The organism is Curtobacterium sp. MCLR17_032 (assembly GCF_003234795.2).
Classification (GTDB): domain Bacteria; phylum Actinomycetota; class Actinomycetes; order Actinomycetales; family Microbacteriaceae; genus Curtobacterium.
The window spans coordinates 1,693,204-1,718,512 of the sequence record NZ_CP126268.1 but is presented as its reverse complement, the minus strand read 5'-3'; the positions used below and the strand labels follow the sequence as shown (position 1 = coordinate 1,718,512).

The 25,309-nt window shown below is 69.4% G+C and carries 26 protein-coding genes; 21 read left to right on the top strand and 5 right to left on the bottom strand.

All coding sequences use genetic code 11. From position 1 onward, the window contains the following. Positions 1 to 49: 49 nt before the first annotated feature. Positions 50 to 868: a sigma-70 family RNA polymerase sigma factor gene (locus DEI97_RS08065; RefSeq protein ID WP_111073685.1), complete on the bottom strand. Its 819-nt coding sequence runs from the start codon at positions 866 to 868 to the stop codon at positions 50 to 52. Positions 869 to 1,246: 378 nt separating this feature from the next. Between DEI97_RS08065 and DEI97_RS08060 the strand changes: the two genes are divergently transcribed. The 5 genes from DEI97_RS08060 to DEI97_RS08040 are packed head-to-tail and all read left to right on the top strand — an operon-like array spanning position 1,247 to position 5,356. Then, positions 1,247 to 1,732: a flagellar protein FlgN gene (locus DEI97_RS08060; protein WP_111073317.1), complete on the top strand. Its 486-nt coding sequence runs from the start codon at positions 1,247 to 1,249 to the stop codon at positions 1,730 to 1,732. A gap of 2 nt (positions 1,733 to 1,734) precedes the next feature. After that, positions 1,735 to 3,186: a flagellar hook-associated protein FlgK gene (gene flgK / locus DEI97_RS08055; protein ID WP_181439105.1), complete on the top strand. Its 1,452-nt coding sequence runs from the start codon at positions 1,735 to 1,737 to the stop codon at positions 3,184 to 3,186. 2 nt (positions 3,187 to 3,188) lie between these two features. Further along, entirely contained in the window at positions 3,189 to 4,073 is an 885-nt protein-coding gene (locus DEI97_RS08050; protein ID WP_111073316.1) for a flagellin N-terminal helical domain-containing protein, read from the top strand. Next, entirely contained in the window at positions 4,070 to 4,462 is a 393-nt protein-coding gene (gene fliW, locus DEI97_RS08045; protein WP_111073315.1) for a flagellar assembly protein FliW, read from the top strand. Before DEI97_RS08050 ends, fliW begins: the two co-directional genes overlap by 4 nt. Positions 4,463 to 4,513: 51 nt before the next feature. Then, the gene (locus tag DEI97_RS08040; protein ID WP_181439104.1) at positions 4,514 to 5,356 is read left to right on the top strand and encodes a hypothetical protein; all 843 of its coding nucleotides are present in this window, start codon (positions 4,514 to 4,516) and stop codon (positions 5,354 to 5,356) included. A 100-nt stretch (positions 5,357 to 5,456) separates the two neighbouring features. On the opposite strand, the gene DEI97_RS08035 is transcribed toward DEI97_RS08040, so the two are convergent. Both DEI97_RS08035 and DEI97_RS08030 read right to left on the bottom strand, forming a co-directional pair. Next, complete coding sequence (locus tag DEI97_RS08035; protein ID WP_111073314.1) at positions 5,457 to 6,425, bottom strand: beta-ketoacyl-ACP synthase III; 969 nt, start codon at positions 6,423 to 6,425, stop codon at positions 5,457 to 5,459. Positions 6,426 to 6,486: 61 nt separating this feature from the next. Beyond that, the gene (locus DEI97_RS08030) at positions 6,487 to 6,879 is read right to left on the bottom strand and encodes a ChaB family protein (protein ID WP_111073313.1); all 393 of its coding nucleotides are present in this window, start codon (positions 6,877 to 6,879) and stop codon (positions 6,487 to 6,489) included. A 112-nt stretch (positions 6,880 to 6,991) separates the two neighbouring features. On the opposite strand from DEI97_RS08030, the gene DEI97_RS08025 reads away from it, so the two are divergent. Continuing rightward, entirely contained in the window at positions 6,992 to 7,963 is a 972-nt protein-coding gene (locus tag DEI97_RS08025; protein ID WP_111073312.1) for an aldo/keto reductase, read from the top strand. 72 nt (positions 7,964 to 8,035) lie between these two features. Here the strand turns inward: DEI97_RS08025 and DEI97_RS08020 are convergent, their stop codons facing one another. Together DEI97_RS08020 and zapE are read right to left on the bottom strand one after the other, a co-directional pair. Further along, positions 8,036 to 9,310 (bottom strand): ammonium transporter, encoded by a 1,275-nt coding sequence (locus tag DEI97_RS08020; RefSeq protein ID WP_111073311.1) that lies wholly within the window; start codon positions 9,308 to 9,310, stop codon positions 8,036 to 8,038. Between the two features lie 187 nt (positions 9,311 to 9,497). Further along, positions 9,498 to 10,568: a cell division protein ZapE gene (gene zapE / locus DEI97_RS08015; RefSeq protein ID WP_258376604.1), complete on the bottom strand. Its 1,071-nt coding sequence runs from the start codon at positions 10,566 to 10,568 to the stop codon at positions 9,498 to 9,500. 148 nt (positions 10,569 to 10,716) lie between these two features. On the opposite strand from zapE, the gene DEI97_RS08010 reads away from it, so the two are divergent. The 15 genes from DEI97_RS08010 to DEI97_RS07940 all read left to right on the top strand — a co-directional run bounded on the left by DEI97_RS08010 (position 10,717) and on the right by DEI97_RS07940 (position 25,253). After that, positions 10,717 to 11,628, top strand: coding sequence for a sulfurtransferase (locus tag DEI97_RS08010; RefSeq protein WP_111073310.1), 912 nt, complete (start codon positions 10,717 to 10,719; stop codon positions 11,626 to 11,628). Then, positions 11,625 to 12,074: a SufE family protein gene (locus DEI97_RS08005; RefSeq protein ID WP_111073309.1), complete on the top strand. Its 450-nt coding sequence runs from the start codon at positions 11,625 to 11,627 to the stop codon at positions 12,072 to 12,074. Before DEI97_RS08010 ends, DEI97_RS08005 begins: the two co-directional genes overlap by 4 nt. 143 nt (positions 12,075 to 12,217) lie before the next feature. After that, positions 12,218 to 17,614 (top strand): DUF6531 domain-containing protein, encoded by a 5,397-nt coding sequence (locus tag DEI97_RS08000; protein WP_111073308.1) that lies wholly within the window; start codon positions 12,218 to 12,220, stop codon positions 17,612 to 17,614. Then, complete coding sequence (locus DEI97_RS07995; protein WP_146248034.1) at positions 17,611 to 17,919, top strand: hypothetical protein; 309 nt, start codon at positions 17,611 to 17,613, stop codon at positions 17,917 to 17,919. The genes DEI97_RS08000 and DEI97_RS07995 overlap by 4 nt, the downstream gene beginning before the upstream one ends. A gap of 13 nt (positions 17,920 to 17,932) precedes the next feature. Then, positions 17,933 to 18,379, top strand: coding sequence for a hypothetical protein (locus DEI97_RS07990; RefSeq protein WP_111073307.1), 447 nt, complete (start codon positions 17,933 to 17,935; stop codon positions 18,377 to 18,379). 144 nt (positions 18,380 to 18,523) lie between these two features. Then, positions 18,524 to 19,042: an Imm26 family immunity protein gene (locus DEI97_RS07985; RefSeq protein ID WP_111073306.1), complete on the top strand. Its 519-nt coding sequence runs from the start codon at positions 18,524 to 18,526 to the stop codon at positions 19,040 to 19,042. Between the two features lie 192 nt (positions 19,043 to 19,234). Continuing rightward, a complete protein-coding gene (locus DEI97_RS07980) occupies positions 19,235 to 19,879 on the top strand; it encodes a hypothetical protein (RefSeq protein ID WP_284158343.1) in 645 nt (214 codons plus the stop codon). Between the two features lie 224 nt (positions 19,880 to 20,103). Then, positions 20,104 to 20,577 (top strand): hypothetical protein, encoded by a 474-nt coding sequence (locus DEI97_RS07975; protein ID WP_111073304.1) that lies wholly within the window; start codon positions 20,104 to 20,106, stop codon positions 20,575 to 20,577. A gap of 75 nt (positions 20,578 to 20,652) precedes the next feature. Then, positions 20,653 to 21,003, top strand: coding sequence for a hypothetical protein (locus DEI97_RS07970; protein ID WP_146248032.1), 351 nt, complete (start codon positions 20,653 to 20,655; stop codon positions 21,001 to 21,003). A 273-nt stretch (positions 21,004 to 21,276) separates the two neighbouring features. Continuing rightward, positions 21,277 to 21,723, top strand: coding sequence for a hypothetical protein (locus tag DEI97_RS07965; RefSeq protein ID WP_111073302.1), 447 nt, complete (start codon positions 21,277 to 21,279; stop codon positions 21,721 to 21,723). A gap of 135 nt (positions 21,724 to 21,858) precedes the next feature. Further along, positions 21,859 to 22,128 (top strand): hypothetical protein, encoded by a 270-nt coding sequence (locus tag DEI97_RS07960; RefSeq protein ID WP_111073301.1) that lies wholly within the window; start codon positions 21,859 to 21,861, stop codon positions 22,126 to 22,128. Next, on the top strand, positions 22,128 to 22,649 hold the full coding sequence (locus DEI97_RS07955; RefSeq protein WP_111073300.1) for a hypothetical protein: 522 nt from the start codon (positions 22,128 to 22,130) through the stop codon (positions 22,647 to 22,649). The genes DEI97_RS07960 and DEI97_RS07955 overlap by 1 nt, the downstream gene beginning before the upstream one ends. Then, complete coding sequence (locus tag DEI97_RS07950; protein WP_111073299.1) at positions 22,646 to 23,974, top strand: DUF6188 family protein; 1,329 nt, start codon at positions 22,646 to 22,648, stop codon at positions 23,972 to 23,974. Before DEI97_RS07955 ends, DEI97_RS07950 begins: the two co-directional genes overlap by 4 nt. Positions 23,975 to 24,012: 38 nt before the next feature. Next, a complete protein-coding gene (locus DEI97_RS07945) occupies positions 24,013 to 24,408 on the top strand; it encodes a DUF6188 family protein (RefSeq protein WP_111073298.1) in 396 nt (131 codons plus the stop codon). A gap of 47 nt (positions 24,409 to 24,455) precedes the next feature. Next, positions 24,456 to 25,253 (top strand): hypothetical protein, encoded by a 798-nt coding sequence (locus DEI97_RS07940; protein ID WP_111073297.1) that lies wholly within the window; start codon positions 24,456 to 24,458, stop codon positions 25,251 to 25,253. The last annotated feature ends 56 nt before the right edge of the window (positions 25,254 to 25,309 follow it).

The following is a 25,309-nucleotide window of genomic DNA, read 5'->3' as shown; positions in this document are numbered from 1 at the left end:
CGTTAGACGATCCGTCGGACGATTTCGCCGCCGTCGGACCGTCGGACGGTCAACTGGCCGCGACCCGCCCGACCGCGGTCGCGTCCTGCACCGCGCGGGTGATCCCGGCGGCGGCGTTCGTCGCGACGCGGGCGAGGTACGCGCTCCGTCGGGCCGCGGTGGTGCGGGACGCCGGCTCGGGTGCGAGCCCGCCGTCGCCGTAGTGCTCGGCGAGACCGTCGCGGAGCAGGCGCATCGCCTCCGACCGCTGCTGCGAGACGGCGGAGTGGGTGATGCCGAGCTCGGCCGCGACGTCGGTGACGGTGCGGTCGCCGAAGTACACGGCCTCGACGATCAGGCGCATCCGGTCGGGCAGCGCCTGCACGGCGGCGACCAGGTAGCGACGCTTCTCGGCCTCGAGCAGGTCCTCGCCCGGCAGCGGCAGGTCGGCGGCGACCGTGTCGTGGACGGTCTCGTCGATCGGGCTGACGGTGCGGGCGGCGTCGGTGAGCGCGTCCACGGCGGTCTGGCGGTCGACACCCATCGCGTCGGCGATCTCCTGCGGGGTGACGCGACGTCCGAGACCGGCGGAGAGCGCCTCCTGGGTGGCGAGGGTCTCGCGGATGCGCTTCCGGGTGCCGCGGCTGGCCCAGTCGCCGGCGCGCAGGTCGTCGGCGATGGCACCGGTGATGCGGGTACGGGCGTAGGCGCCGAACGGCACACCGAGGGTCGGGTCGAAGGCGTCGGCGGCCTGCACCAGGGCGACGGAGCCGACCTGTCCGAGGTCGTCGCGGCTGAGGTGTGTGGCGCGGGCGCAGGTCTCGGCGACGATGTAGCCGACGAGCGGCAGGTGCTCGACGATCATCGCGTTGCGTGCGGTGCGGTCCATGGTGTTCCCCTGGTCGTCCTGTGTGGCTGACCCGTCCGTGGGCATGACGAACGCCGGCGTCGGGACCGCCGGGTACGTCGGAGAACCGCGGGGGTCCGTCCCCGCGGTGCGCTCGTGCCTGGACGCGAGCCCTGGACACGAGTCGGGGTTGTCCCCCGGTGCTGATCTCGAACCTATCGGCTGCCTGAGTGCTCAGGGAGTCCCTCTCCGTACCCAGTGCGGGGGTGGGTACACCCCAGCCCTGTCCTCACTTCGGCGGACATCGGACAGTTTGTCCCCCGATCGGAGGACGTGGGCGCCGGCGCTTACGCCTTGGCCGTCCCCGTCGATAACTCCTGGTGACCGCAGCCGGCGGTCGCCTGATCCCGGAGGGAGCTGATGAGCGTGAACGACCTGTCCGCCGTCCTGTGGCGCGAACGCGAATTGCTCGAACTGCTCACGTTCAAGCTCGAGGAGGAGCAGCTCCTGCTCGCCGCCGGGCGCTCCCGGTGGATCTCGCACGCCAGCCGAGAGGTCGAGCAGGTCCTCGACCGGCTCCGCAGCACCGGTCTCGAGCGCAGCGCCCAGAGCGCCGCCGTCGCCGAGGAGTGGGGCATGCCCTCCGACGCTCCGCTCCGCGAGGTCGTCGCCGCTGCCCCGTCCGGCCCGTGGGGCGAGATCCTGGCCTCCCACCTCGCCGCGATGCTCGAGCTCACCACCCGCATCGGATCGCTGCGGGACGAGAACGACCGCTTCCTCCGCGTCGCGGCCCAGGCCACGCAGGAGACCCTCGCCGGCACCGTGACGGACGCCGACACCTACGACGCCAGCGGCTCGTCCGGCACAGCCACCGACGGCGCACGGCTCTTCGACGGGAACCTGTAGCGATGGTGAGCACCTTCGGCTCCCTGCAGACCGCGTACTCCGGCCTCAGCGCAGCCCGCGCCGGCCTCGACGTCACCGGCCAGAACATGGCGAACGTCGGCACCACCGGCTACACCCGGCAACGGATCGTCCAGACCGAGGTCGGCGCCCCCGCCCAGACCGGGTTCGTCCGCGGCACCGCGGCACTCGCGGGCCAGGGCGTCTCCGTCGACGCGATCGCCCGCCTGGCGTCCTCGACGCTCGACACCCGCGTCCGCTTCTCGGCCGGTGCTGCCGCGTACGCCGACACCCGCGCCACCGCGCTCGACCAGCTCGAGACCGGTCTGCACGAGCCCGGTGCCGACGGACTGTCCGCGAAGCTCGACGGCCTCTGGTCCGCCTGGAGCGACCTCGCGACGCACCTCGACGACCCGGGCTCGGCCAGCACCCTGATCGGCGCGGCGAAGACCGTCGCGACCGCCCTGTCCGCCGGCTCGTCCGCGATCGACGCGCAGTGGTCCGCCACCCGCTCGGCCCTCGCCACGCAGGTCGGCCAGCTCAACGACGCCGCGAAGCAGGTCGCCGACCTCAACGGGGCGATCCGCACCGCGGTGGCGTCCGGCGGCACCGCGAACGAGCTCCTCGACCAGCGCGACCAGCTGACCGAGGAGATCGCGACCCTCACCGGTGCGTCCGTCCGCGACAACGGCGACGGCACGGTCGACGTCGTCATCGGCGGGAACCCGCTCGTGCAGGGCACCACCGCCCGTGGCGTGACGCTCGACGGCCCGCCCACCCTCGGCGCGATGAACACGACGACGGGCAGCGGGCAGCCGTCGGCCCCGGCCCTCAGCTGGGTCGGTGGGTCGGTCGGTCCGGTCGCCCTCGGTGGCGGTTCGATCGCCGGCGGCCTGTCGCTGCTCGCCCCGGCGAACGACGCCCACACCGGTGGCGCCCTCGCCGAGGCCTCCGCCGCGTACGACCGCGTCGCGACCGACCTCGCCACGACCGTCAACGCCCGGCACGCCACCGGCACGACCCCCTCGGGTGCGACCGGGACCGCGTTCTTCGCCCTCGCCGCCGGGGTCCCCGCCGCACAGGGGCTGTCCGTCGTCCCCACCGACGGCTCCGGCCTCGCGACGCGGAGCGCCACCGGCCAGTTCGACGCCTCGGTGCTCACCGCCATCGCCGGCATCGGGTCGGGTGCCGGAAGCCCGGACGCGACCTGGGCGACGTTCGTGACGGGGGTGGGCAGTGCCTCCCGGACGGCGTCGTCGGAATCGACGCTCACCGGACTCGCCCTGACCAACGCGCGCACCCAGCAGCAGTCGAGCGCCGGCGTCGACATGGACGAGGAGAACGTCTCGCTGCTCGCCTACCAGCACGCCTACCAGGGTGCGGCGCGGGTCCTGACCGCCGTCGACGAGATGCTCGACACCATCATCAACCGCCTCGGCCTCGTCGGGAGGAGCTGACCGTGATCACCCGTGTGACCACCCAGATGACCATGGCCGCCGCGCAGGCGCGGCTGCAGGCCGGAGCCGCGAAGGTCGCCGACCTGACCGACCAGGCGACCACGCTCAAGGCGATCCGGAAGCCGTCCGACGACCCGGCCGGCACCGCGACCGCCATGCAGGTGCGCAAGGAGCAGGCGCAGGCCGCCCAGCACGCCCGCAACGCGGACGACGCCGTCGGCTGGCTCGCCACGACCGACACGGCCCTCGCCGACGTCGGGAACGTGCTCGGCAAGGTCCGCGACCTCACCGTGCAGGCCGCGAGCGACGGCACCATGAACCCCACGGCCCGCGACGCCTTCGTCAAGGAGCTGCAGGGGCTGAAGGCCGACCTGCTCAGCACCGCGAACACGAAGTACGGCACCCGGTCGGTGTTCGCCGGGTCCTCCCCCGCCGGCGCCGCGTACGCCGCCGACACCACGTGGGCCGGCAGCGCGAGCACGAGTGTCACCCGCGCGATCGGCACCGGTGAGCAGGTCCGCGTCGACACCGACGGCAGCGCCGTCTTCGGGACCGGTGGCTCGTCGGTCTTCGCACTCCTCGACGGCATCGTCGCCGACCTGCAGGCAGGCACGAACGTGAACCCACGACTCACCCAGATCGACGCCGCCCAGCTCGCCGTCCGCGGCGCCCAGGCCGACGTCGGCGTCCGACACTCGGCCGCGCTGTCCGCGCAGGACGCGCTGAAGACGCTGTCCACCACCCTGGAGGGCCGCCGCTCCGGTGTCGAGGACAAGGCCCTCGCGCAGGCCGTCCTCGACCTGCAGGTCCAGAGCACCAACTACCAGGCAGCCCTCGCCGTCACCGCGAAGGTCCTGCAGCCGACCCTGATGGACTACCTCCGATGAGCATCGACCTGACCTTCCCCGTCGCACCGTTCGGCCTTGAGCCACTGCGCTCCTTCACACTCGACGTCGTCGACGGCGCCGAGGGCCTGTTCACCCTCGTCGGCTCGGGCACCACCGACGCCGGGGTGGACGCCCCGCGGCTGTACCTGCTCGACGCCGCGGTGCACCTGCCGGACTACGCACCGCTGCTGACCGACGAGCAGGCTGCCGGCATCGGCCTGACCCGTGCCGAGGACGCGATGCTGCTCGTCGTCGCGAACCCCGACGCCGCGGGCACCACCGTCAACCTGCTCGCGCCGGTCGTGGTGAACGCCCGGACCGGTGTCGGCGCGCAGTGCATCCTCGAGGACCAGGACCTGCCGCTCCGCGCGGAGCTCGCCCGCAGCTGAGGTACGTCGGCGCCCAGCGTCCCCGGGCACCCCACGGGTAGCGTCAATCACATGTCCAGCTCCCCGAAGGACCACGACGCGCTCGTGCCCATGCCGCCCGCGCCCGTGCAGTCCGCCACCACGCCCGACGGCCAGCGCGTCCAGGCCGACGCGCCCGCCTGGAACGGCTGGCTCGACCGGGCGATCTCGGTCCAGCGCCCGGCCGTCGTCGCCCACGTCGCCCGGGTCCGTCGCCGTCACCCGGACGCCTCGCCCGCCCAGGTCATCGAGATCCTGGAACGCCAGTACCTGACCGCCGTGACCTCCGGCGGTGCCGCGGTGGGTGCCAGCGCGGTCATCCCCGGCGTCGGCATGATCGCCAGCCTCGGGCTGAGCGGCGCCGAGACCGTCGGCTTCCTCGAGGCCAGCGCGCTCTTCGCCCAGTCCGTCACCGAGGTGCACGGCATCACCGTCGAGGACCCCGAGCGCGCCCGCGCCCTGGTCATGGCGATGATGCTCGGCGCACCGGGCACACAGCTCGTCAAGCAGCTCGCCGGCCAGGCCGGGGGCGGTCAGGGCCGCACCGCGTTCTGGGGCGAGCTCGTCACGTCGTCGCTGCCGAAGTCGGCGATCAGCGGCATCGGCGGCAAGCTCCGGGCCTCGTTCGTGAAGCGCTTCCTGACCCGTCAGGGCACCTCGGTCCTCGGCCGTGCCATCCCGTTCGGCATCGGGGCGGTCGTCGGCGGTCTCGGCAACCACGCGCTCGGCCGCAAGGTCGTGCAGTCCTCACGCAGTGCGTTCGGCCCGCCGCCCGCGCACTTCACGGTCGTGCTCGAGCCCTCCGGCGGGAAGACCGCGAAGGAACCGAAGCCGCTGAGCAAGCGGCAGCAGCGTGCCCTGGACCGCGGTCGCTGACGCTGCGCGCACCACGTGACGGACGGGAGGCTCCTCACCAGCTGGTGGGGAGCCTCCCGTCCGTCGTCGCGCCGGTCAGCCGCGGTGTCCCGCGCCCCTGTCAGCGCTGACGCGTCGGCGTCATGACGACCTGACCGGCATGGGCGAAGCCGCCGCCGAAGCCGAACAGCAGCGCGGGCACGCCCTCGGGGAGCTCCCCGCGGTGCCAGGCCTTCGACAGCCCGAGCGGGACGCTGGCGGCCGAGGTGTTGCCGGACTCGACGACGTCGCGGACGACGTACTTGCCCTCGCCACCGAGCGCGGCGACGAGGGGCTCGATGATCCGCAGGTTCGCCTGGTGGAACGCGAACACGCCGATGTCGTCGAGGGTCAGGCCGGCGCGTTCGACGACGGCGCGGGCGTGTCCCTCGGCCTCGGTGATGGCCCACCGGTAGATGGAACGACCCTCCTGCTGGAAGATCTCGGGGTCGTGCGTGACGCGGACGGCGTCCTGCAGGTGCGGCACGCTCCCCCACGAGACGGAGCTGATCTGCGGCTCGTCGGACACGCCGAGGACCGCGGCGCCGGCGCCGTCGCCGACCAGGACGCAGGTCGAGCGGTCGGTCCAGTCGGCGATCCGGGAGAGCGTCTCGGACCCGATCACCAGAGCGGTGTCGGCGGAGCCGGTGCGGATCGCCTGGTCGGCCATCGCCATCGCGTACTCGAAGCCGCTGCAGGCGGTGTTGATGTCGATCGGCGCGGGGCCGTTCGACATCCCGAGTGCCGCCGCGACCCGTCCGGCCGTGTAGGGCGAGCGGTCGCGGTGGGTGGTCGAGGCGACCACGACCAGGTCCACGTCGGTCGGTGCGAGCCCGGCGTCCGCCAGGGCGTTGCGCGCGGCCTCGGTCGCCATCGACGTCACGCTGTCGTCGGGACCGGCGATGTGCCGGGTCTTGATGCCGGTGCGGGTGGTGATCCACTCGTCGTTCGTGTCGACCATGGTCGACAGTTCGTCGTTGATGAGGATCCGGTCGGGCTGGTGGTGGCCGAACCCGATGATCCGGCTGCCTCGGAGTGCTGGGATGTTCACACCCGGCACGCTACGCCTGTCGTCCAGCGGAGCATGCCGGACGCGGCATGCGGCGGCCCGGTCAGTCGCGCGCCTTCGCGGTGGCGCGGCGGTTCGCCTTCTTGATCGCGTCGACGAGTTCGTCCTTCGTCATGCTCGATCGTCCGCTGACGTCCAGGCGCTTCGCGACGTCGAGCAGGTGCGCCTTCGAGGCGTTGGCGTCGACGCCCTCCTCGGTGGTGCCGGAGCCCCGCGAGCCGGCGGCACCGGAGTCCGACGGGCCGGCGGACTCCTTCTCCTCCCAGTGGTCGCCGACCTTCTCGTACTCGTGCTTCACGGCGGCCCAGGCGGTCCGGCCGGCGCGCTGCCCGTCGCCGTACTCGGCCTCGGCGGACTTCCGGGCGGCGCGGTAGACGTCCTGCGCGTGCTCCGGGGACCGCTGGAGGGTGCTGGGGAGGTCGTCGTCAGCGGGCATGTCGGGCTCCTTCACTGCTCGGGTGGTCTGCACCGGTCGGCGATCGGTGGGTGCCTCCACCGGTACTCCCAGGGCCTGGCAGCCGGTCGAGGGACAGGCGTAGACCTGGATGATGGACTACACACACCTCGGACGGACAGGGCTGTCGGTGTCACGGGCAGTGCTCGGCACGATGAACTTCGGACCGGAGACCAGCGAGGACGACTCGCACGCGATCATGGACCGGGCGCACGAGCTCGGCGTGAACTTCTTCGACACCGCCAACGCCTACGGCGGCTCGGTGGGCAAGGGCGCCACCGAGGAGATCATCGGGCGCTGGTTCGCCAAGGGTGGCGGCCGACGCGACAAGACGATCCTGGCCACGAAGGTCTACGGCGACATGACCGGCTGGCCGAACGGCGGCAAGCTCAGCGCGTACAACATCCGCCAGTCGATCGACGCCTCGCTCCGTCGCCTGCAGACCGACCACATCGACCTCTACCAGATGCACCACGTCGACCGGGACACCCCCTGGGACGAGATCTGGCAGGCGCTGGAGATCGCCGTCGGCCAGGGCAAGGTCCTCTACGTCGGCTCGTCGAACTTCGCCGGGTGGCACATCGCCCAGGCGCAGGAGGCGGCGGCGCACCGGAACTTCCTCGGCCTCGTCAGCGAGCAGTCGATCTACAACCTGGTCGTCCGCGACGTCGAGCGCGAGGTCCTGCCGGCCGCGCAGAACTACGGCCTCGGTGTGATCCCGTGGTCGCCGCTGCAGGGCGGTCTGCTCGGTGGCGTCATCGAGAAGTCCGAGAACGGGTCGCGCCGTCTGTCCGGGCGGAGCGCCGAGTACGTCGACGCCCACCGCGACCAGCTGACCGCGTACGAGTCGTTCGCGAAGGAGCTCGGCCACACACCGGGCGAGCTCGCGCTGGCCTGGCTGCTGCACCAGCCGGGCGTCACCGCACCGATCACCGGCCCGCGCACGATGGAGCAGTGGGAGTCCGCGGTCCGTGCCGTCGACGTCCGCCTCGACAGCGCGTCACTCGCCCGTCTCGACGAGCTGTTCCCCGGCCACGACACGTCCCCCGAGGACTACGCCTGGTGACCTGACCCCTTGCGTGTACGACGACGGCCCCCGCTCGGATGAGCGGGGGCCGTCGTCGTGCGGGAGAGCGTGTCAGCGGACGCCGACCGGGCTCTTGTCCTCCTCGTCGTAGAGGACGTAGCCCTCTTCGCCGTGGACCGCGGTGTCGATGCCGGCGACCTCGTCCTCGGTCTTGACGCGGAAGCCGATCGTCTTCTCGATGATGAAGCCGATGATGAAGGCCAGGACGAACGAGTACGCACCGACCGCACCGGCGGCCGCGGCCTGCTTGCCGAGCTGGGCGAACGAGCCGGAGTAGATCAGGCCGGTGTCGTTGGCGAAGAAGCCGAGGAACAGCGTGCCGAAGATGCCGCCGACCAGGTGCACACCGACCACGTCGAGCGAGTCGTCGAAGCCCAGGCGGTACTTCCAGTCGATGGCGAAGCAGCAGACGATGCCGGCGAGGAAGCCGAGCACCAGGCCCCAACCGGGCGTCAGGTTGGCACAAGCCGGGGTGATCGCGACGAGACCGGTGACGGCACCCGAGGCGGCGCCGACCGAGGTGGCCTTGCCGTCCTTGAGCTTCTCGACGAGCAGCCAGCCGAGGATCGCAGCAGCCGGGGCGGCGAGCGTGTTGACCCAGGCGATGGCGGCGATGCCGTCAGCCGCGCCCTCGGAGCCGGCGTTGAAGCCGAACCAGCCGAACCAGAGGATGGCGGCACCGAGCAGGACGAAGGGCGGGTTGTGCGGCTTGTGGGCGCCCTTGGCGAAACCGACGCGCTTGCCGAGCACCAGGGCCAGGGCGAGGCCCGCGGCACCGGCGTTGATGTGCACCGCGGTGCCACCGGCGAAGTCGATGACGCCCCACGTGGCGGCCCAGCCCGAGGTCAGGTTGAAGACCCACGAGGCGACCGGGAAGTAGACGACCGTGACCCAGACACCGGCGAAGACCATCCACGCGCCGAACTTGGCACGGTCGGCTATGGCGCCGGAGATGAGGGCGACGGTGATGATCGCGAACGTGGCCTGGAAGCCGACGAAGGCCATCGACGGGTAGGCCGCGTCGATCTTCGAGGCCTTCGCCTCTTCGAACGCCTGGCCGAGGCCGAGCTGGTTCCAGTCGATGCTGAAGAAGCCGACGACTCCGGAGATCGCCGTGTGGTCGCCGGGGTTGGCGAAGGCGATCGCGTAGCCGTAGAGCACCCAGAGCACGCTCACCAGGGCGATCGCTCCGAACGACATCATCATCATGCTGATGACGGACTTGGCCTTCACCAATCCGCCGTAGAAGAAGGCCAGGCCGGGTGTCATGAACAACACCAGCGCGGCCATCACCAACACGAACGTCGTGTTGCCCTGATCAAGCATGTGTGCACCTCTCGTGAGCTGTGCGGCTCTCGTCCGCCTCGGGTGCGACCGAGTCTGGCGACGGCGTGTTTCACCGGAGCGCTCGGTCTGTTTCGCGGAGGTAACGTCACGGCGCCTTCTGTGAACGCTGTGTTTCGTGGACCGGTCAGTGCGGTGTGCAGGTGCCGCGAGCGACGTGCGAGGACGGTCAGGAGGCCCGGGGCTGGGTCTCCGCGCGCGTCAGGGCCACGACGCGGCTGGCTGCACGCAGGTACTTCTTGCGGTACCCGCCCTCGAGCATCACCTCGGGGTACACGGTGTCGAGCGGGATGCCGGACGCGACGATCCGCACCTGCGCGTCGTACAGCCGGTCGACGAGCGCCACCCAGCGGAGCGCATCGGTCTGGTCGGTGAACGCCTGCACGTCGGTCAGGCCCACGGCGTCGAGGCCGTCGACCAGCGCGACGTACTTCGACGGGTGCACCGACGCCAGGTGGGCCACGACGGACCGGAAGTCGTCCTGTGTGACGCGGGCCGGGCCTCCCGTCCCGGAACCAGACGCCGACGCGGTCACCGTCGCCAGGACGGACGGGACGTCGTCGACGACGGAGGCGGACTCGTCGACGGCACGACGACGGAAGTCGAGGCCGTCGATGCGCATCGTGTCGAACCGGTCCGACATCGCCTGGATCTCGCGGAGGAAGTCCTGCGCGGCGAACCGGCCCTCGCCGAGTGCGCCCGGCGGGGTGTTCGAGGTGGCGGCGAAGCGGGTGCCGGACTCGGACAGCTCCTTGATGAGCCGCGTCATGACCATGGTGTCGCCCGGGTCGTCGAGCTCGAACTCGTCGATGCAGACCAGCGCGGTGCCGCGGAGCAGGTCGACGGTGCCCTGGAAGCCGAGTGCGCCGACCAGGGCCGTGTACTCGATGAAGGTGCCGAACGTCTTCCGGCCGGACGCCGCGTGGTAGGCGGCGGCGAGCAGGTGGGTCTTGCCGACGCCGAAACCGCCGTCCAGGTACACGCCCGACTTCACCGGGACCTCGGGCTCCTTGCGCTTCCGGCCGAACAGGCCGCGCTTGGCGGGCTCGGGCGGCGTCGCGACGAAGGCCTCGACCGCGTCCCGGACCTCGGCCTGCGACGCGTACTCCGGGTCGGGGCGGTACGAGGCGAACGACGCGGTGGTGAACTGCGGCGGCGGCACCAGCGACTCGGCCATCTGCTGCGGGGTCACCTGCGGGTCGCGGTCCACGAGGTGGGCGACGGGAGCGAGTTCGGGCAAGACGGCCTTCCGGTGCGGAGCGTGCGTGTCGTGTTCGTCGTGCGGTGTCACGGTGCGGCGGGGACTCGGCCCGCCCGCGTACCGTTGCCGTCGACGCGCAAGGACCGATCGTAGTCCGCACGCCACCGATCCCCAGGAGGTACCCCCGATGACCGCACCGGTCGACCCGTCCGAGAAGTTCCGCTCCTACGCGCACCCCGAGCGCCTGGTGTCCACCGAGTGGCTGCAGGAGCAACTCGACGCCGGAGCCGGATCGCCGGAGCTCGTCGTGGTGGAGTCCGACGAGGACGTGCTGCTCTACGAGACCGGACACATCCCGGGCTCGGTGAAGATCGACTGGCACACCGACCTCAACGACCCGGTGCAGCGCGACTACATCGACGGCGAGGCGTTCGCCCGCCTGGTCGGCGGCAAGGGCATCGGCCGCGACACCACCGTGGTCATCCACGGCGACAAGAACAACTGGTGGGCCGCCTACGCCCTCTGGGTCTTCACGCTCTTCGGGCACGAGGACGTCCGCCTGCTCGACGGCGGCCGGGCGAAGTGGATCGCCGAGGGCCGCGCGATGACGACCGACCGGACGACCGTCGCGCCGGTGGAGTACCCGGTCGTGGAGCGCCACGACGAGCCGGTCCGTGCCTTCAAGGACGACGTCCTCGCGCACCTCGGCAAGCCGCTCATCGACGTCCGCAGCGCCCCCGAGTACGACGGCTCCCGCACCACCGCGCCGGACTACCCGGAGGAAGGCGCTCTCCGCGGCGGCCACATCCCCACCGCCGTGAACATCCCCTGGGCGACCGCCGCCGCCGCGGACGGCACGTTCAAGTCCCGCGACGAGCTCGACGCCGTCTACCGCGACGGTGCCGGCATCGGCGACGCGGACGAGGTCATCGCCTACTGCCGCATCGGTGAGCGCTCGAGCCACACCTGGTTCGTCCTGCAGCACCTGCTCGGCTACGACAACGTCCGCAACTACGACGGCTCGTGGACCGAGTGGGGCAGCGCCGTCCGCGTCCCGATCGTGCAGGGCTCGGAGCCGGGTACGCTGCCCTCTCGATGACGGACGCAGCACTCCCCCAGCCCCTCGCCGAGATCCGCGACGACTTCCTCGCGCTCTCGTTGAACGACCGCCTGCAGCTCCTGCTCGAGTTCTCCGACGAGCTGCCGGCCCTGCCGCCGCGTCTGCAGGGCCACGAGGACGAACTCGAACGTGTCGAGGAGTGCCAGTCCCCGGTCTTCATCACCGTCACGGTCGGCGAGGACGGCGACGCCCCCGACGTCGTCCGGATGCACGCCACCGCGCCGCGCGAGTCGCCCACCACCCGCGGGTTCGCCTCGATCCTGGCGCAGGGCCTCTCCGGTCTGACCGCCGAGCAGGTGCTCGCCGTGCCGGCCGACTACCCGCTCACGATCGGGCTGTCCGAGGCGGTCAGTCCGCTGCGGATCCGCGGCATGGTCGGCATGCTCGGCCGGGTGCAGCGGCAGGTCACGGCCGCGGTCGCGTAGCTGCCTCGTTCCGGACGGGCGCGGCCCGCTCAGCGGTGACGCGCCTCCCGTCCGTCGTTCCCGCCGTCTGCTGAGCGTTCCGGCGGAACGAGCGGTGCACGTGACAGGATGGGCCCGTCAACCGACGAGGGGAACGGGACGACATGGGGAAGATCCACGGCAACGACCCGACGGGGTACTCATACGGAGACGCCGACGGACTGAAGTCCGCTGCGACGGGGCTCGCGAACGCGATCAGCGGCCAATCGGGGTCACGGGCGTCGTACGTCACGACCGCGAGCCGGGAGTTCCGGGGGTACTTCTCCCAGGTCTTCGCGGACAACGCGGACGTCGCCTCCCGAGGGGCGTCCGAGCTCGTCGGCGCTCTGCAGAGCCTGTCCGGCTTCGTCGAGCAGCTGCGTGAGGCCGCGAAGCAGGAGGACGACCGGCGGGCGAAGGCGAAGGCCTGGGCGGCGCGCAAGAAGGAGCGCGAGGACAACCTCTTCGTCGCCGCGACCCACGAGGTCGGGACCTGGTTCGGCGCCGATGACGACCCGAAGCCACCGGAGCCGGAGCCCGAGCCGCACCGCCAGGCCGACGCCGTGACCGTGAGCGGCCGGACCATCCCGGCCGGTGGGGGTGGCGGAGGAGGCGGCACGTCGTCGGCGGTGCCCGCAGACCTCCGGTCGTTCCAGTCCGGCATCCGGTCGTGCGACGAGTCACTCGCCGGCGCGGTCTCGACCTTCCGAAATGCCCTGACCGACTACGAGTCCGGCTGCAACCCGTGCTGGGGCACGCTGAACGCGCAGTCGCTCGTGACCGCCGTGAACGACTGGCTGACCGCGAACGGTCAGGACGCGGCCTGGGCGGGCACCGTCGCGGCGCAGTTCGAGGCCGCGGGCGGTGGCACCGGACCCGCCACACTGTCGGACGCCTCGATCTCGGCGGCCCTGGCGGCGGCCGGCATCGACGCCACCCGCGACGACCTGACCATCGGCCCGTTCTCGGCGATGGGGACCCCGCCGACGAACGGCTTCGCCGACGACCCGGTGAACACCGCGACGGGCAACTTCCTCGAGCCGGAGACGGACCTGCGCTTCGGTGGGGCCGCGGCAGCGCTGCACGTCTCGCGGATGTACAACTCGCTCGACACCCGGGTCGGGTGGTTCGGCATCGGCTGGTCGTCGGTGCTCGACGTCCGGTTGGAGCTCGGCGACGAGGTCGCGTCGATCGTGCTCGAGGACGGACGCCAGGTCGACTTCCCCCGGGACGGCGACGGCTGGGGACGCGGGGTCGGCGAGGACCTCTGGCTCCGCCGTGAGGACGCCGTGCTCGTCGTCGCCGACAACGCCGGCGGTCGATGGACGTTCACGCCGGCCGGGCTCTGGCTCGGCACCGACCGGGGGCCGGGCACCGGCGTCTCGGTCGTCCGCGGCGCCGACGACCGGATCACCCGGCTCGAGCACGAACTCGGCCGCGCGGTCCACGTCGAGTACCAGGACGACCGCGTCGCCTCCGTCTCGGCGTCGGACGGCCGCCGTGTCGAGTACCGGTACGACGACGCCCGCCGCCTCGTCGCCGCGCAGGACGCGGTCGGCACGCGACGCTACCGGTGGGACGACGCAGGCCTGGTCGACCAGGTGACCGCGGCCTCCGGCGTCGTCGAGTGCGTCAACATGTACGACGCGCAGGGCCGTGTGGTCGAGCAGCGCACCCCGTTCGGACGCACCGTCCGGTTCGCGTACCTGCAGGGCCGGGTGACCTCGGTGTCGGACACCGACGGAACCGCCACGAACACCTGGATCTCGGACCGGAAGGGCCGCGTCGTCGGCATCGTCGACGCCGACGGCCGCCGTCAGTCGATGTCGTACGACCCGCACGGCAACCTGGTGTCGGTCACCGAGCGCGACGGCCAGACGACCGTCCACGGGTACGACGACCATGGCCGACGCGTCCGCACCGTGACGCCGGAGGGCGCCGACCTGACGTACGGCCACGACGAGCAGGACCGCGTCACGACGGTCGTCACGGCGGCCGGTGGCGTCGTCGAGTACGAGTACGCCGACGCATCGGACCGCAACCCGTCGATCGTCGTCGACCCCGTCGGCGGTCGGACCGAGCTCGAGTGGCGCGGCGGCACGCTCGTCCGGTGCACCGATCCGACCGGGGTGACCGTCACCTTCCACCACGACCGGTTCGGCGACGTCGTCGGCATCGAGGACGCCGACGGCGCGGTCGCACGACTCGAACGCGACGACGCCGGTCGTGTCGTCGAAGCCCGGACACCCCTCGGCCACCGCACGCGCTACCGGTACGACGCCACCGGGCTGTTGACCTCCCGCGAGGAGCCCGACGGCGGCGTGTGGCGGTACGAACACGGTCCGGGCGGCCGGGTCACCGCGACGGTCGATCCCACCGGTGCGCGGACCGAGCTGAGGTACGGACCGCACGGCCAGGTCGTCGCGACGACGGACCCGCTCGGTCGGGTCGTCACGAAGGACTTCGACGCGCTCGGCAACGTGACGACGGCGACCCTGCCGGACGGGGCCGAGTGGCGCTTCGTCCACGACGCGCTCTCCCGTCTCGGCACCGTGGTCGACCCGTCCGGCGGCAGCTGGACCCGCGAGTACGACGCGACCGGGCAGGTCAGCGCCACCGTCGACCCCACCGGCGTCCGGACCGACACCGAGCGCGCACGTGTCGACGGCATCGCGGTCGTGCGGAACGCGTTCGAGGACGTCACCGTCCGCACGGACGAACTCGGTCGGCCGCTGTCGGTCGAACACGCCGACACCTCCGCGGAACTGACCACCTACGACGCCGCTGGGCGCCCGGTGGAACTCGTCGACGCCGACGGTGGCCTCACGGTCATCGAGCGCGACCGGGCCGGTCGTGTCGTCGCGGTGACCACGCCCGCCGGGCGGACCAGCCGCTACGAGTACGACCGCTGTGGTCGTCCCGTTGCCGCCGTCGACCCGGCCGGCGCCCGCACCACGCTGACGTACGACGCCGATTCGCGGATCACCGCGCGGACGATGCCCGACGGGACCGTCGCGCGGACCGAGTACGACGCCGTCGGCCGTGTCGTACGCTCCCAGGTGCCGGGTGTCGGCACCGCGGAGTACCGGTACGACCGGGTCGGTCGAGTCGTCTCGGCACGGGACTCCCGGTTCGGACAGCGGTCGTTCCGGTACGACGCCGCCGGCCAGTTGACCGCCGCGGTGAACGGACTCGGTGGGGTGACCCGCTACGAGTACGACGAACGTGGGCGCCTCGTCCGCACCACCGACCCACTCGGCGGTGTGACGGTGCGGACGTACACGCAGCTGGACAAGGTGGCGACGTCGACCGACCCACTGGGACGAACGACCACCGCGACGTACGACGCGGCCGGACGCCAGCTGACCCAGACCGATCCCGACGGCAGGGTCCTGCGATGGGAGCACGACGCCGCCGGGCTCGAGGTCGCCCAGTACGCGGATGACGCACTGCTCGCCCGCATCGACCGCGACCCGCGCTCCCGCACGGTCACGATCACGGACCACACCCGTGGCGGGGATCCGGTGGCCCACACGCTGGAGTACAGCCGGCTCGGACAGCTCGTCCGTCGCAGCACCGACTCCCGTGAGACCCGGTGGAGTCACGACGCCGACGGCCTCCGCACCGCTGTGTACTCCCCCGACGGCACGGTCACCCGGTACGACCGCGACGCCGTCGGACGTGTCAGCCGTCTCGAGCACACTGCCTTCGGCGAGGTCCGGTACGACCACGACCCTGCCGGACGTCTGACGGGCCTCCGGGCCGGTGACCGGCTGCAGTCCTGGCGCTACGCGGACGGCCAGCTCGTCGAGCACACGACGACCGACGCCGACGGGTCCGACGTGACCCGCATCGAGCGTGATCCCGACGGGCGGATCCTGTCGGTGGACGGCCCCACCGGACGGACCGGGTACGGCCACGACGACGGGGCACAGCTGGTCTCCGCCGAACTCGTGTCAGCGGTGGGACCTGACCACCGGTCCGACTGGGTCTACGACGCAGCCGGACGGCTCGTCGAGGAACGCACCGATGATCGAGTCCGCCGGTTCCACCACGACGCGGCAGGTCAGCTCCTCCGGGTCGAGGACGGTGACGAGTCCGTCACCTACGAGTACGACGGGCGCGGCCAGCGAACGCGCGAACTCCGGAGCGACGGCAGCACCACCGACTCACTCTGGGACGCCCGCGGGTGGCTCGCCGCCACACGGAAGCAGGGACCCGACGGCTCGGAGACGATCAACCTGACGGTCGATGCCCTCGGTGAACTCGCCGAGGTCGACGGTGTCTCGATCACGTGGGACACCGCGGCGGCCACGCCGACGCTCCTCGCGGTCGGCGACGCCCCGGTCCTCCGTGCTCCCGGTGGCATCACCGGAGTCGGTGACGCCTGGACGACCGCCGGCTGGCGCAGCGCCCGTGCGGCCTCGGAAGCGGACCCGTGGCAGGTCCTCGCCGACGTCGGAGGCGCGTCCCTGCCCGCAGCCGTCGGTCTGGGTGCCGACGGCACCCTGCAGGTCGCCGGACTCGAGTGGATGGGCGCCCGCGCCTACGACCCGACCACCCGCGGGTTCGTCTCCGTCGACCCGCTCGCTCCGCCCGCCGGAGCCGCCTGGGGTGGCAACCCGTACTCGTTCGCCGGCAACGACCCGCTGCACGCGCTCGACCCGCTCGGGCTCGCGCCGATCACCGACGCCGAACTCGAGGCCTACGCTGCCAGCGAGCAGGGTCCCCTGGCCCGGGCCGCAGCGGCCACGGGCGAATGGTTCAAGGACAACTGGGAGTACGTCGCCGGTGGCGCGATGGTCGTCGGCGGTGGACTCCTCATGGCCACCGGCGTCGGCGGCCCGGTCGGCATGATGCTCATCAGCGCCGGCGCGGACACCATCATCCAGAAGGCCACCACCGGCGAGGTCAACTGGGGGCAGGTCGCGGTCAGCGGAGCGTTCGGTGCCGTCGGCGGCGGCTTCGGTGCGGCGATCGGGAAGCACTTCGTCGGCAACGCGGTCGAGGGTGCCGTCGAGAACGTCGCGAACACCGTCGTCAGTGGGCAGCCGGTCACGCCGGGCAGCCTGCTGCGGAACGCTGCGGAGGGGGCGGCGACGTCTGCGGCGACCGGCGGGGTGCTCAACAAGGTGCATCTGCCGCATGCGATTGAAAAGCTCGGAGATGACACCCCGTCACCACCGAATGGTCAATACGTCACGGACCTGGTTTCAGCTGTTCGACGCAAGCACATCCTCGATGGCGAGGTTCGTGGGGACGGGTCATTCGGTGGCGGGCATCGGCACGGCACCGGATTCCCCGGCAAGTCGGAATTCCCTGCTTCTTGGAGCGATGGCAGAATCATCCACGATATTTCTGACGTCGCGACCGACCCAAATCTCGAGTGGGTGCGGCAGGGTAAAGCCGGGACGACCTTCATCGCGAACGGCATGCGGGACGGCGTCGCGATTCGAGTAGTCATCAGAAACGATGAGATCATTTCCGGATTCCCTACCAACACACCGAAAAACCCACAATGAACGAACTTGGCAATTACCGAAATCAGGCACTCCACATCATTAGCGGCCTCGAAGAGCGGCTCGGAATTCAAGCACTGGAAGATGCGCGCGATCTCGTTGAATGCAACGAAGCCCCTATCGGTCTGAGCATCGCAGCGGGGCTCATCGCGGAGCGCAACCTCACTGTTCCCATGTGGATCGTCAAGGACATCAAACGTCTCTTGCAAGAGTGGCCAGAGGAACTCGCTGAGCTTCCCGAAGACTTCGAGACGCACGGCTCTGATCTACTCCGCGGCGATGTGTCACCCGAAGGGCCGAGCACCTGATCGAGGCTTCCGTATGCTGCGCCTTTTCACTCTTGACTTGATTCAAAATGAAGACGTGGATGTCGAACTCGACGACATTCTGAAGTCTCTGTACCTGCCCGAGCTTTACTGGACAGCAGAGGATATATTCGTCAATGTCTCCCCCGGTTCCGGATTGGAAATTACTGAACTCGAACAGGTCTCGAGCACAGCCGGTCTCCCCAGTCCGGTTCTCGACCCCGCCACCTTCACTCGTCTCGTCGCAGCCACAGTGCAGTTCATCGAGGGCGAATTCATCGGCTTCGAGGAAGCAGATGTGGGTCAGCTCGACAAAGCCGTCATCGTCATCGATGTCGTGGACGGAGCATGGTGGACGGTGATCCTCGACCTGGATCGAGTCGGAGTGCAAGACCGGTTCACTTCGATCTTCGGGGAAGGGACACCGGCGGCGGCCATGTCCCGCCGGCCACACGACCCCTGAAGGAGCGGCGTCAGATGAGCGAGCGCCGTTACAACGCAGCAGGAGGCGGTCCAATTGTCCCCGACAACTGAGATCACACCAGTCCACGACGGAGACATCTTCGCCATACCCATCGACACTGACCGAAGCTGGAGGCGAACCTAGATGAACACGAAGAACGTAGTCGACCAGGTCAGGTCGGGAGACATCTTCATAATTCCACTCGGAGACGGTCGAGCGTACGTGGGACAAGTCTTGACTTCAAAGGCGGGCGCGCTGTACGTGCTCGTCTTCGACGAGCAAGTCCCCGTTGAGGCCGAGCTTCACTTCGCGAACACCCCAGAGGGGGATCCACTGTTTGCAACATCGACGTTCGACGGCCGCTTCCGTCCTGGTATGTGGAGAACCATCGGAAACGTGAATCCTGATCTTGATCGGTATCTGCCGGCATTCTCCTACGGGTCTACAGAGACGAACGGGGTCAAGATCACCGATTTCTGGGATCAGGTTCAGCGTGACGCAACGCCGGAAGAGGCAGCTATGGTCCCCCATCGGCAATCTCGCGCCCCGATATGCTTGGAGAAAGCAGTGCTCGCACACGCGGGCATCATGCCTTGGAGCTCAGATTATGACGCGCTCAAGTACACGAATCATCCCAAATCAGCCGAACTCTTTGGTCGTTGACACGCTTCCCGGTCCGGGCGCGCCGCGCGTCTTCACACTGAACTTGATCCAGAACGAGAACGAATCGGAACTTCTCATCCGCGGAGCGGTCCGCGATGCGAAAGTTGAGAGGTACGGCGGCTGATGGGAATGTTGACCGTTCGGGACCTCGACCGGATCCTCGCGCACTCCACCGTACCGGTTCCCCCGGAGGTGGAGTCGGTGATGGCTCGTGCTCAGAAGGACGAGAAGGTCCTCGCCAACCGCTTCAGCGCAGCGGAGTTCGTCACCATGGTGCGCTCCAAGTACCTGGCGCGCGAACCGAACCTCCGCGAGCTGATCGAGCCGCTTGGCAGCCTGGGTAGCGCTCCGGTCCTCTTCTGCCAGGTGGAGTCCGGCGAGGAGGTGGTGTCGCTCGTGCTCGACGAGCACGAACACGAGGTGCTCGCTGTGACCTACCTCGATCGATCCCGGACGGCGAGGACAATCTCGGTCGGGGACCTCCGCGGGCTCCTTCGGGCGTCGACACTCCCGGCAGCAGGCCGCGCCCTGTCCGCGATCGAAGCGCTGCCCGACGACCGGCTCCTCCGCCTCGGCGAGACCGAGGCCTCCAGCATCGCGAGGACGCTTTGGACGAAGTACAACCTGGCACGTGAGAAGGGCGTCGTGGTGGTCGGACTGGAACAGTTCACGAAGGACCTTTCTGATGCTGGATCCATGGACGTTCTGCTGGGCTCGATCTGGCTGCAGGACTCATTGGTGACCGCAGCCCTGGGCGCGACTGCTCGTCAGATCGTTGGCGTGCTCTTCATCACTGGTTTCCTGCCCCCGGCCGGACGCACTTCCCCCGCCCGATGATTACCGAAGTGGCCCGGATGAGGCGACGCAGCTTGAGCAGCAGGAAACAGTCGTACGACGCGCGGCCGGGAGACGTGTTCGGCATACCGTTCCAAGGCCGGCACCACCATGCAGAACTGTTCGACTGACGACCCGAAAGCCGTATCGTGGTGTCACTCGACAGCAGCGGAGGACCCCTATTGAGTACGAGCAAGGCGCCGCATGCCACAGCAGGCGATGTCTTCATGATCCCGATCAGCGACTCATCGGCGCATCTGGGACAGGTGATCGCGGAACGCGGCGTCAGCCTCTACATGATCGTGTCCGACCAGGTCGTGCAGATCGATGCACTTAGCGACAGTCGCTCATGGCAGCTCGATACTGAACCGTTGTTCGCCATCCAGACCTTCGATGGGAGATTCGACGAAGGAGCATGGCAAGTGATCGGCCACGCTGAGCCAGACCGTGAACGCTTCCTTCCGGCCTTCACGCACGGCCTCGTGGAGACCGGAGGGGTGCGCGTCACAGATTTCAGTGGCACTCGAGAACGCCTCGCGACGCCGGAAGAGTCAGCAACCGTCCCGCACATGATCACTCGTTCTCCGCTACTGCTCGAGATGGCCGTTCGTGCGCACGCTGGATCGGAACCGTGGCTTCCAGCTTTCGACGGCATCCGATACAAGAAAACGCCGACTTCCGCGGAACTCTTCGGCGCATGACACAAATGGCTGGTTGGCAAGCAGGGGACACCACATGCGCGAGCAACGTGACCGACTTGCAGGAGGAGGCCCGCATTGGACATGACGGAACCGGGAAATCTCGCGAATGCCGGCGACGTGTTCCTCATTCCCGTGGACAGCAGCCGGGGCTACCCAGGCACGGTGGTCGCAGAACGAAACGCCAGCCTCTACGTCCTCGTGTACGACCAAACCCTTCCATTGCACAGCAGAGGGGACGCACCCTGGAACTTCACGGTCGATCCGCTCTTCGCTGCGCCCACGTTCGATGCCCGCTTCGACCACGGCGACTGGAAGATCATCGGGCAGACAACTCCGGAGCCGGATCGCTTCCTGCCAGCGTTCTGCTACGGATCTCCAGAACCCGGAGGAGCACGAGTCTCCAACTTCACCGGGACGACCAGCTGATCAGCCTCGCCGGCAGAGATCGAGACCGTACCTCCCGAGATTCATCGGAGTCCGATGCTTCTCGAGAGGGCCCTGCGGGCTCACGCAGGCCTCGACCCCTGGTACCCGGTGTTCGACGAGATCCGTTACACGAAGACGCCGACATCAGCCGAGCTGTTCGGCTCCTGATTCCGATCGCGCATCGCCGCCTACCCGCACGTGACCCATGCAACGAACAGACACCAGCTGTCACAGCAGGATCGCCCTGTCTCCCCTTGAGCAGAAAGGTCACCGATGCTGCGCCTCTTCACTCTTGACTTGATCCAGAACGAAGACGCGGATGTCGAACTCGACGACATCTTCGGATCTCTGCGTCTGCCCGAGCTGTACTGGACAGCCGAGGACATATTCGTCAACGTCTCCCCTGGTTCTGGGTTGGAGATTCGCGAACTCGAACGAGTGTCCGGCACGCGAAGTCTTCCGAATCCGGTGCTCGACCACGCCACGTTCACTCGTCTCGTTGCGGCCACGGTCCAGTTCATCGAGGGCGAGTTCATCGGCTTCGAGGAAGCAGATGTGGGTCAGCTCGACAAAGCCGTCATCGTCATCGATGTGGTGGACGGAGCGTGGTGGACGGTGATCCTCGACCTGGATCGAGTCGGAGTGCAAGACCGGTTCACTTCGATCTTCGGGGAAGGGACACCGGCTGCGGCCATGTCCCGCCGCCCACACGACACCTGACGGAAGGCCCTTCATGAGCGCTCGGTTGGCCGAGATCGAACCGGTTCACGCCGGTGATGTGTTCGCCATCCCCGTCGACAGCATCTTCGGCTCGTGAACACACCGCGAACATCAACGAGGGAAGAGGGAAAGTCGATGATCGAGTACACGCTTCCGGTGAACAAGGCCAACCTCTTCCTCTGGGGCTTCAAGGACATCGACGGGGAGTTCATCGGCTTCGGGTCCGAAGCAGACGCCTCGGCTGTGCGCGATCCGCTCGTTCGGATCGACGCCGTCGACAGCTCCGAGTGGACGGTCTTTGTTGACCCGGCCCGGGTACAGGTGGATGCGACTTTCCGGAAGTGGTTCGGCGCCGGAACCGATGGGGCGCCCTTCACCCGGCGTGGAAGCGAGAGCTGGTCCTGATGAGCCCGAAGCGCACGATCTTCGACGTCACGGAAGGTGATGTGTTCTGTGTCCCGCTGAGCGACGGTACGGCCTACGTCGGGCAGGTCGTGGACGCCGGTCGACACGTTCTCTTCGTCGTCGTCTTCGACCATCCGGTCGATGTTCCAGTCAGAGCTGCAGAGGCTCTCCGCGCGCTCCAGCACGACCCGCTCGTCGCCAGTTTGACGTTCGACGCGCGGTTCAGCCCTGGGATGTGGGAGATCGTGACGAATGCGCCGGCGGACCGTCGGCGCTTCCTGCCGGCCCGCACCTGGGGCTTCCCCGAGACCGGGGGTGTGCGCATCACGAACTTCGATGGATCGAGGACGCGTTTCGCCACCGCCGAGGAAGCAGCGACCATCCCGCTGAAGACCACGCGATCACCCATGCTCATCGAGGACTTCCTGCTCATGCACGCGGGTATCGGTCCCTACAACCCAGCGCTCGAGGAAGCGCGCTACGTCCCCGTCCCGTCCTCTGCTGAGTTGTTCGACGAATGACCTCCCGCAGGAGATCAGGCCGTCCGGCCATCAGGCGGCCGGAGCCGGAATTCGTCAGCTACCACCGCTTCATCGGTTCGCAACCGACGGGCGTCCTGACGTTCCGCAACGTCGTCAACGGCATGATGATCCCCCCACTGCGCTGGCTCGTCACCGACCTGGACATGGTCGCGCTGCCCCACTCGGACCTCGATGTCCTCGAGTGGGAGCAGAAGCTGCGCGACAGCAGCGGCGCCGGTCTGTGGATCACCGACGACGACATGCGGCGCTTCGTCCGGGACAACCACCAGATGATCGACGGCGAGTTCTTCGGCTCCCCGATCGACAGCACCACGACGGACGCCTCGCAGGCAGTGATCCGCATCGACTTCTTCGACAGCACGACGGTCACGGTGACCCTGGATCGTTCGGTGATCGGGACCTCCTGGGAGTTCGAACTGTTCCTCGGACCCGGCGTTGCCGTACCGGGCATCGGGAGCCGCGACGAGGAGACCGCCGCCCAGCAGCGCCGTGCACAGGACGAGCAACGCCGCGCACAGGAGGAACGTGACGGTCAGCAGATCCGCGCACTCGTCCGCGCGTGCCTCCAGAACGCTCGGATCGACGAGGCGCCGGCGCTCCTCACCCAGCTCGACGCACTGGTCGACGTCACGCCATCCGGGCCGCGCGCGTGGGCGCTCACGCTCGAACGCGACGAGGCACCCCGCGTCGACCTCCCCGACGGACCGCTGCCGGAAACCCCCAGTTACCGGACCGACGCCGAGGCAGTCGGCGGCGAGTTGCTCATCTGGGTGCACGACGGCAGGATGCAGATGGTCGAGCTCCCGTGGTTCACCGACGCGATGCCGACTGAACTGCCGCGTGTCGATCAGCTCGTGTTCCCGCGCAGCGAGACGCCAGTGACGGAGAGGACCGTGACGAACACCACGTCGGCCACCGTCCAACTGCACGTCGCCGGCGACACGGTCGACGCCATCGCGATCGACACCGCCGTCACCGTCCGTTTCTCGAGCGGGGCGACCCTCCGGTTCGAGACCGCCTTCTCGCTGACCGAGACCGACGGCACGCACACCTTCATGGAGCCCGGCGACCCGCCCTCGCTCCTGCCGCTCCTCGCCCTCCACACGAAGGTGGTGGAACGCGGCACCGTCACCGGCGCCCGCATCGCCGTCCGCTTCGCATCGGGTGAGCTGCTGGAGGGGTGGTCGCACCGCGACCGGCCGTCGTGGCACTGGTCCGAACCAGGACGAGCGCGCCTGGACATCGACGTCCTGACCGGCGGCGAGGTCGTCGCCCGCACGTTGCCCGGAGGGACGCCGTCATGAGCGCGGGAGCGGGTCACGACGGCCCCGGAGGAGGCTCCGTGACCGACGACCACAGGCTCGATCTCACCGGCGCCCGGGTGGACGTCCTGACCATCACCTTCCAGACCTCCATCGGGTTCTCGAACGGCACGACGATGCAGTTCGAGGCCGAGTTCGCGATCACCGGTCCGGACGGGGAACGCCGGCTCGTGGACCCGACGGACCCGACATCGCTCGCACCCGTCCTGGCCCTGCACGGCGACACGGTCAGGAACGCGACACTCGACGGCGCCGACCTCCGGCTCGACTTCGCATCCGGGACGGTCCTGCAGGCCTGGCCCGACGAGTCGTACGAGTCGTGGAACCACCACGGCGCCGGGCCGGAGCCCCGGATGATCATCGCCATGCCCGGCGGTGGCCTGGCAGTCGTCGACCCACCAGCAACGTCCGACTGACCAGTCGTGCCACGATGGGGTGTCATCGGACGAGGGGAACGGACGACGTGTTCGGCAAGCGCAAGAAGGACCAGCCATCGGGCTCCGAGTTCCACCAGGCTGACAGCGAACAGCAGCTCTTCGCGCAGCTCCTGGCCGAGACCAGGGCGGACCCCGAGAAGGTCTTCACCATCGACATGGTCGGCCGCGGCACACCCGGCCGTGACCTCGACGAACAGGTCGAACGACTTCGACGCTCCGGTGTGACGGCGTCGCATCCGCCAGCCACGGAAGCAGCAGCAGCAGACCGCTCGTCCGCACGCGCCGATCCGTCCGCCGACGAGCTGGTCCCACTCAGCCGCCAGCCGTTCATCGCCGAGACCGGTGACGTCTTCTTCATCCCGGACGGCGGCGGCAGCGTGCTGCTCGGGCACGTCCTCGCGACGCTGCACGACGCCGTCTACGTCGCGGTCTTCCAGCGCCCCGAGGACCTGCCGCGCCCCGCCGACCCGCTCGTCGTGCTCGCCACGCAGCCGGTGGTGGCCGGGCTGACCCTGCCGGCGCGGTTCCAGCCGGGCATGTGGGAGGTCGTCGGCAACGTCGCCCCGGACACCGCCCGGCTGTTGCCCGCGTACACCTGGGGCACGGACCTCGACGGCGTGCACGTCACCGACTTCTCCGGGTCGCGTTCTCGACCCGCGATCGAGATCGAGGCGACGACGATCCCCCGCCGCGTCGTCGTGTCGCCGTACTTCATCGACATCGCCGTCCGCGCCGTGGTCGGCCTCGTCGACTGGCACCCCGACTTCGAGCACCTCCGCTACCGCTCCACCCCGCGGTCCGTCGACCTCTTCCCCGACCGCTGAAGCCGGTAGCCGCTGAGGCGGGCAGGCGCTGCAGACGGGCCGGTCGCGGCGCGCAC

Coding starts and splice junctions, on each gene's coding strand:
- DEI97_RS08065 (WP_111073685.1), bottom strand. CDS start 868: ATGGACCGCACCGCACGCAACGCGATGATCGTCGAGCACCTGCCGCTC.
- DEI97_RS08060 (WP_111073317.1), top strand. CDS start 1,247: ATGAGCGTGAACGACCTGTCCGCCGTCCTGTGGCGCGAACGCGAATTG.
- flgK (WP_181439105.1), top strand. CDS start 1,735: ATGGTGAGCACCTTCGGCTCCCTGCAGACCGCGTACTCCGGCCTCAGC.
- fliW (WP_111073315.1), top strand. CDS start 4,070: ATGAGCATCGACCTGACCTTCCCCGTCGCACCGTTCGGCCTTGAGCCA.
- DEI97_RS08040 (WP_181439104.1), top strand. CDS start 4,514: ATGTCCAGCTCCCCGAAGGACCACGACGCGCTCGTGCCCATGCCGCCC.
- DEI97_RS08030 (WP_111073313.1), bottom strand. CDS start 6,879: ATGCCCGCTGACGACGACCTCCCCAGCACCCTCCAGCGGTCCCCGGAG.
- DEI97_RS08025 (WP_111073312.1), top strand. CDS start 6,992: ATGGACTACACACACCTCGGACGGACAGGGCTGTCGGTGTCACGGGCA.
- DEI97_RS08020 (WP_111073311.1), bottom strand. CDS start 9,310: ATGCTTGATCAGGGCAACACGACGTTCGTGTTGGTGATGGCCGCGCTG.
- DEI97_RS08010 (WP_111073310.1), top strand. CDS start 10,717: ATGACCGCACCGGTCGACCCGTCCGAGAAGTTCCGCTCCTACGCGCAC.
- DEI97_RS08005 (WP_111073309.1), top strand. CDS start 11,625: ATGACGGACGCAGCACTCCCCCAGCCCCTCGCCGAGATCCGCGACGAC.
- DEI97_RS08000 (WP_111073308.1), top strand. CDS start 12,218: ATGGGGAAGATCCACGGCAACGACCCGACGGGGTACTCATACGGAGAC.
- DEI97_RS07995 (WP_146248034.1), top strand. CDS start 17,611: ATGAACGAACTTGGCAATTACCGAAATCAGGCACTCCACATCATTAGC.
- DEI97_RS07990 (WP_111073307.1), top strand. CDS start 17,933: ATGCTGCGCCTTTTCACTCTTGACTTGATTCAAAATGAAGACGTGGAT.
- DEI97_RS07985 (WP_111073306.1), top strand. CDS start 18,524: ATGAACACGAAGAACGTAGTCGACCAGGTCAGGTCGGGAGACATCTTC.
- DEI97_RS07975 (WP_111073304.1), top strand. CDS start 20,104: ATGATCCCGATCAGCGACTCATCGGCGCATCTGGGACAGGTGATCGCG.
- DEI97_RS07965 (WP_111073302.1), top strand. CDS start 21,277: ATGCTGCGCCTCTTCACTCTTGACTTGATCCAGAACGAAGACGCGGAT.
- DEI97_RS07960 (WP_111073301.1), top strand. CDS start 21,859: ATGATCGAGTACACGCTTCCGGTGAACAAGGCCAACCTCTTCCTCTGG.
- DEI97_RS07955 (WP_111073300.1), top strand. CDS start 22,128: ATGAGCCCGAAGCGCACGATCTTCGACGTCACGGAAGGTGATGTGTTC.
- DEI97_RS07950 (WP_111073299.1), top strand. CDS start 22,646: ATGACCTCCCGCAGGAGATCAGGCCGTCCGGCCATCAGGCGGCCGGAG.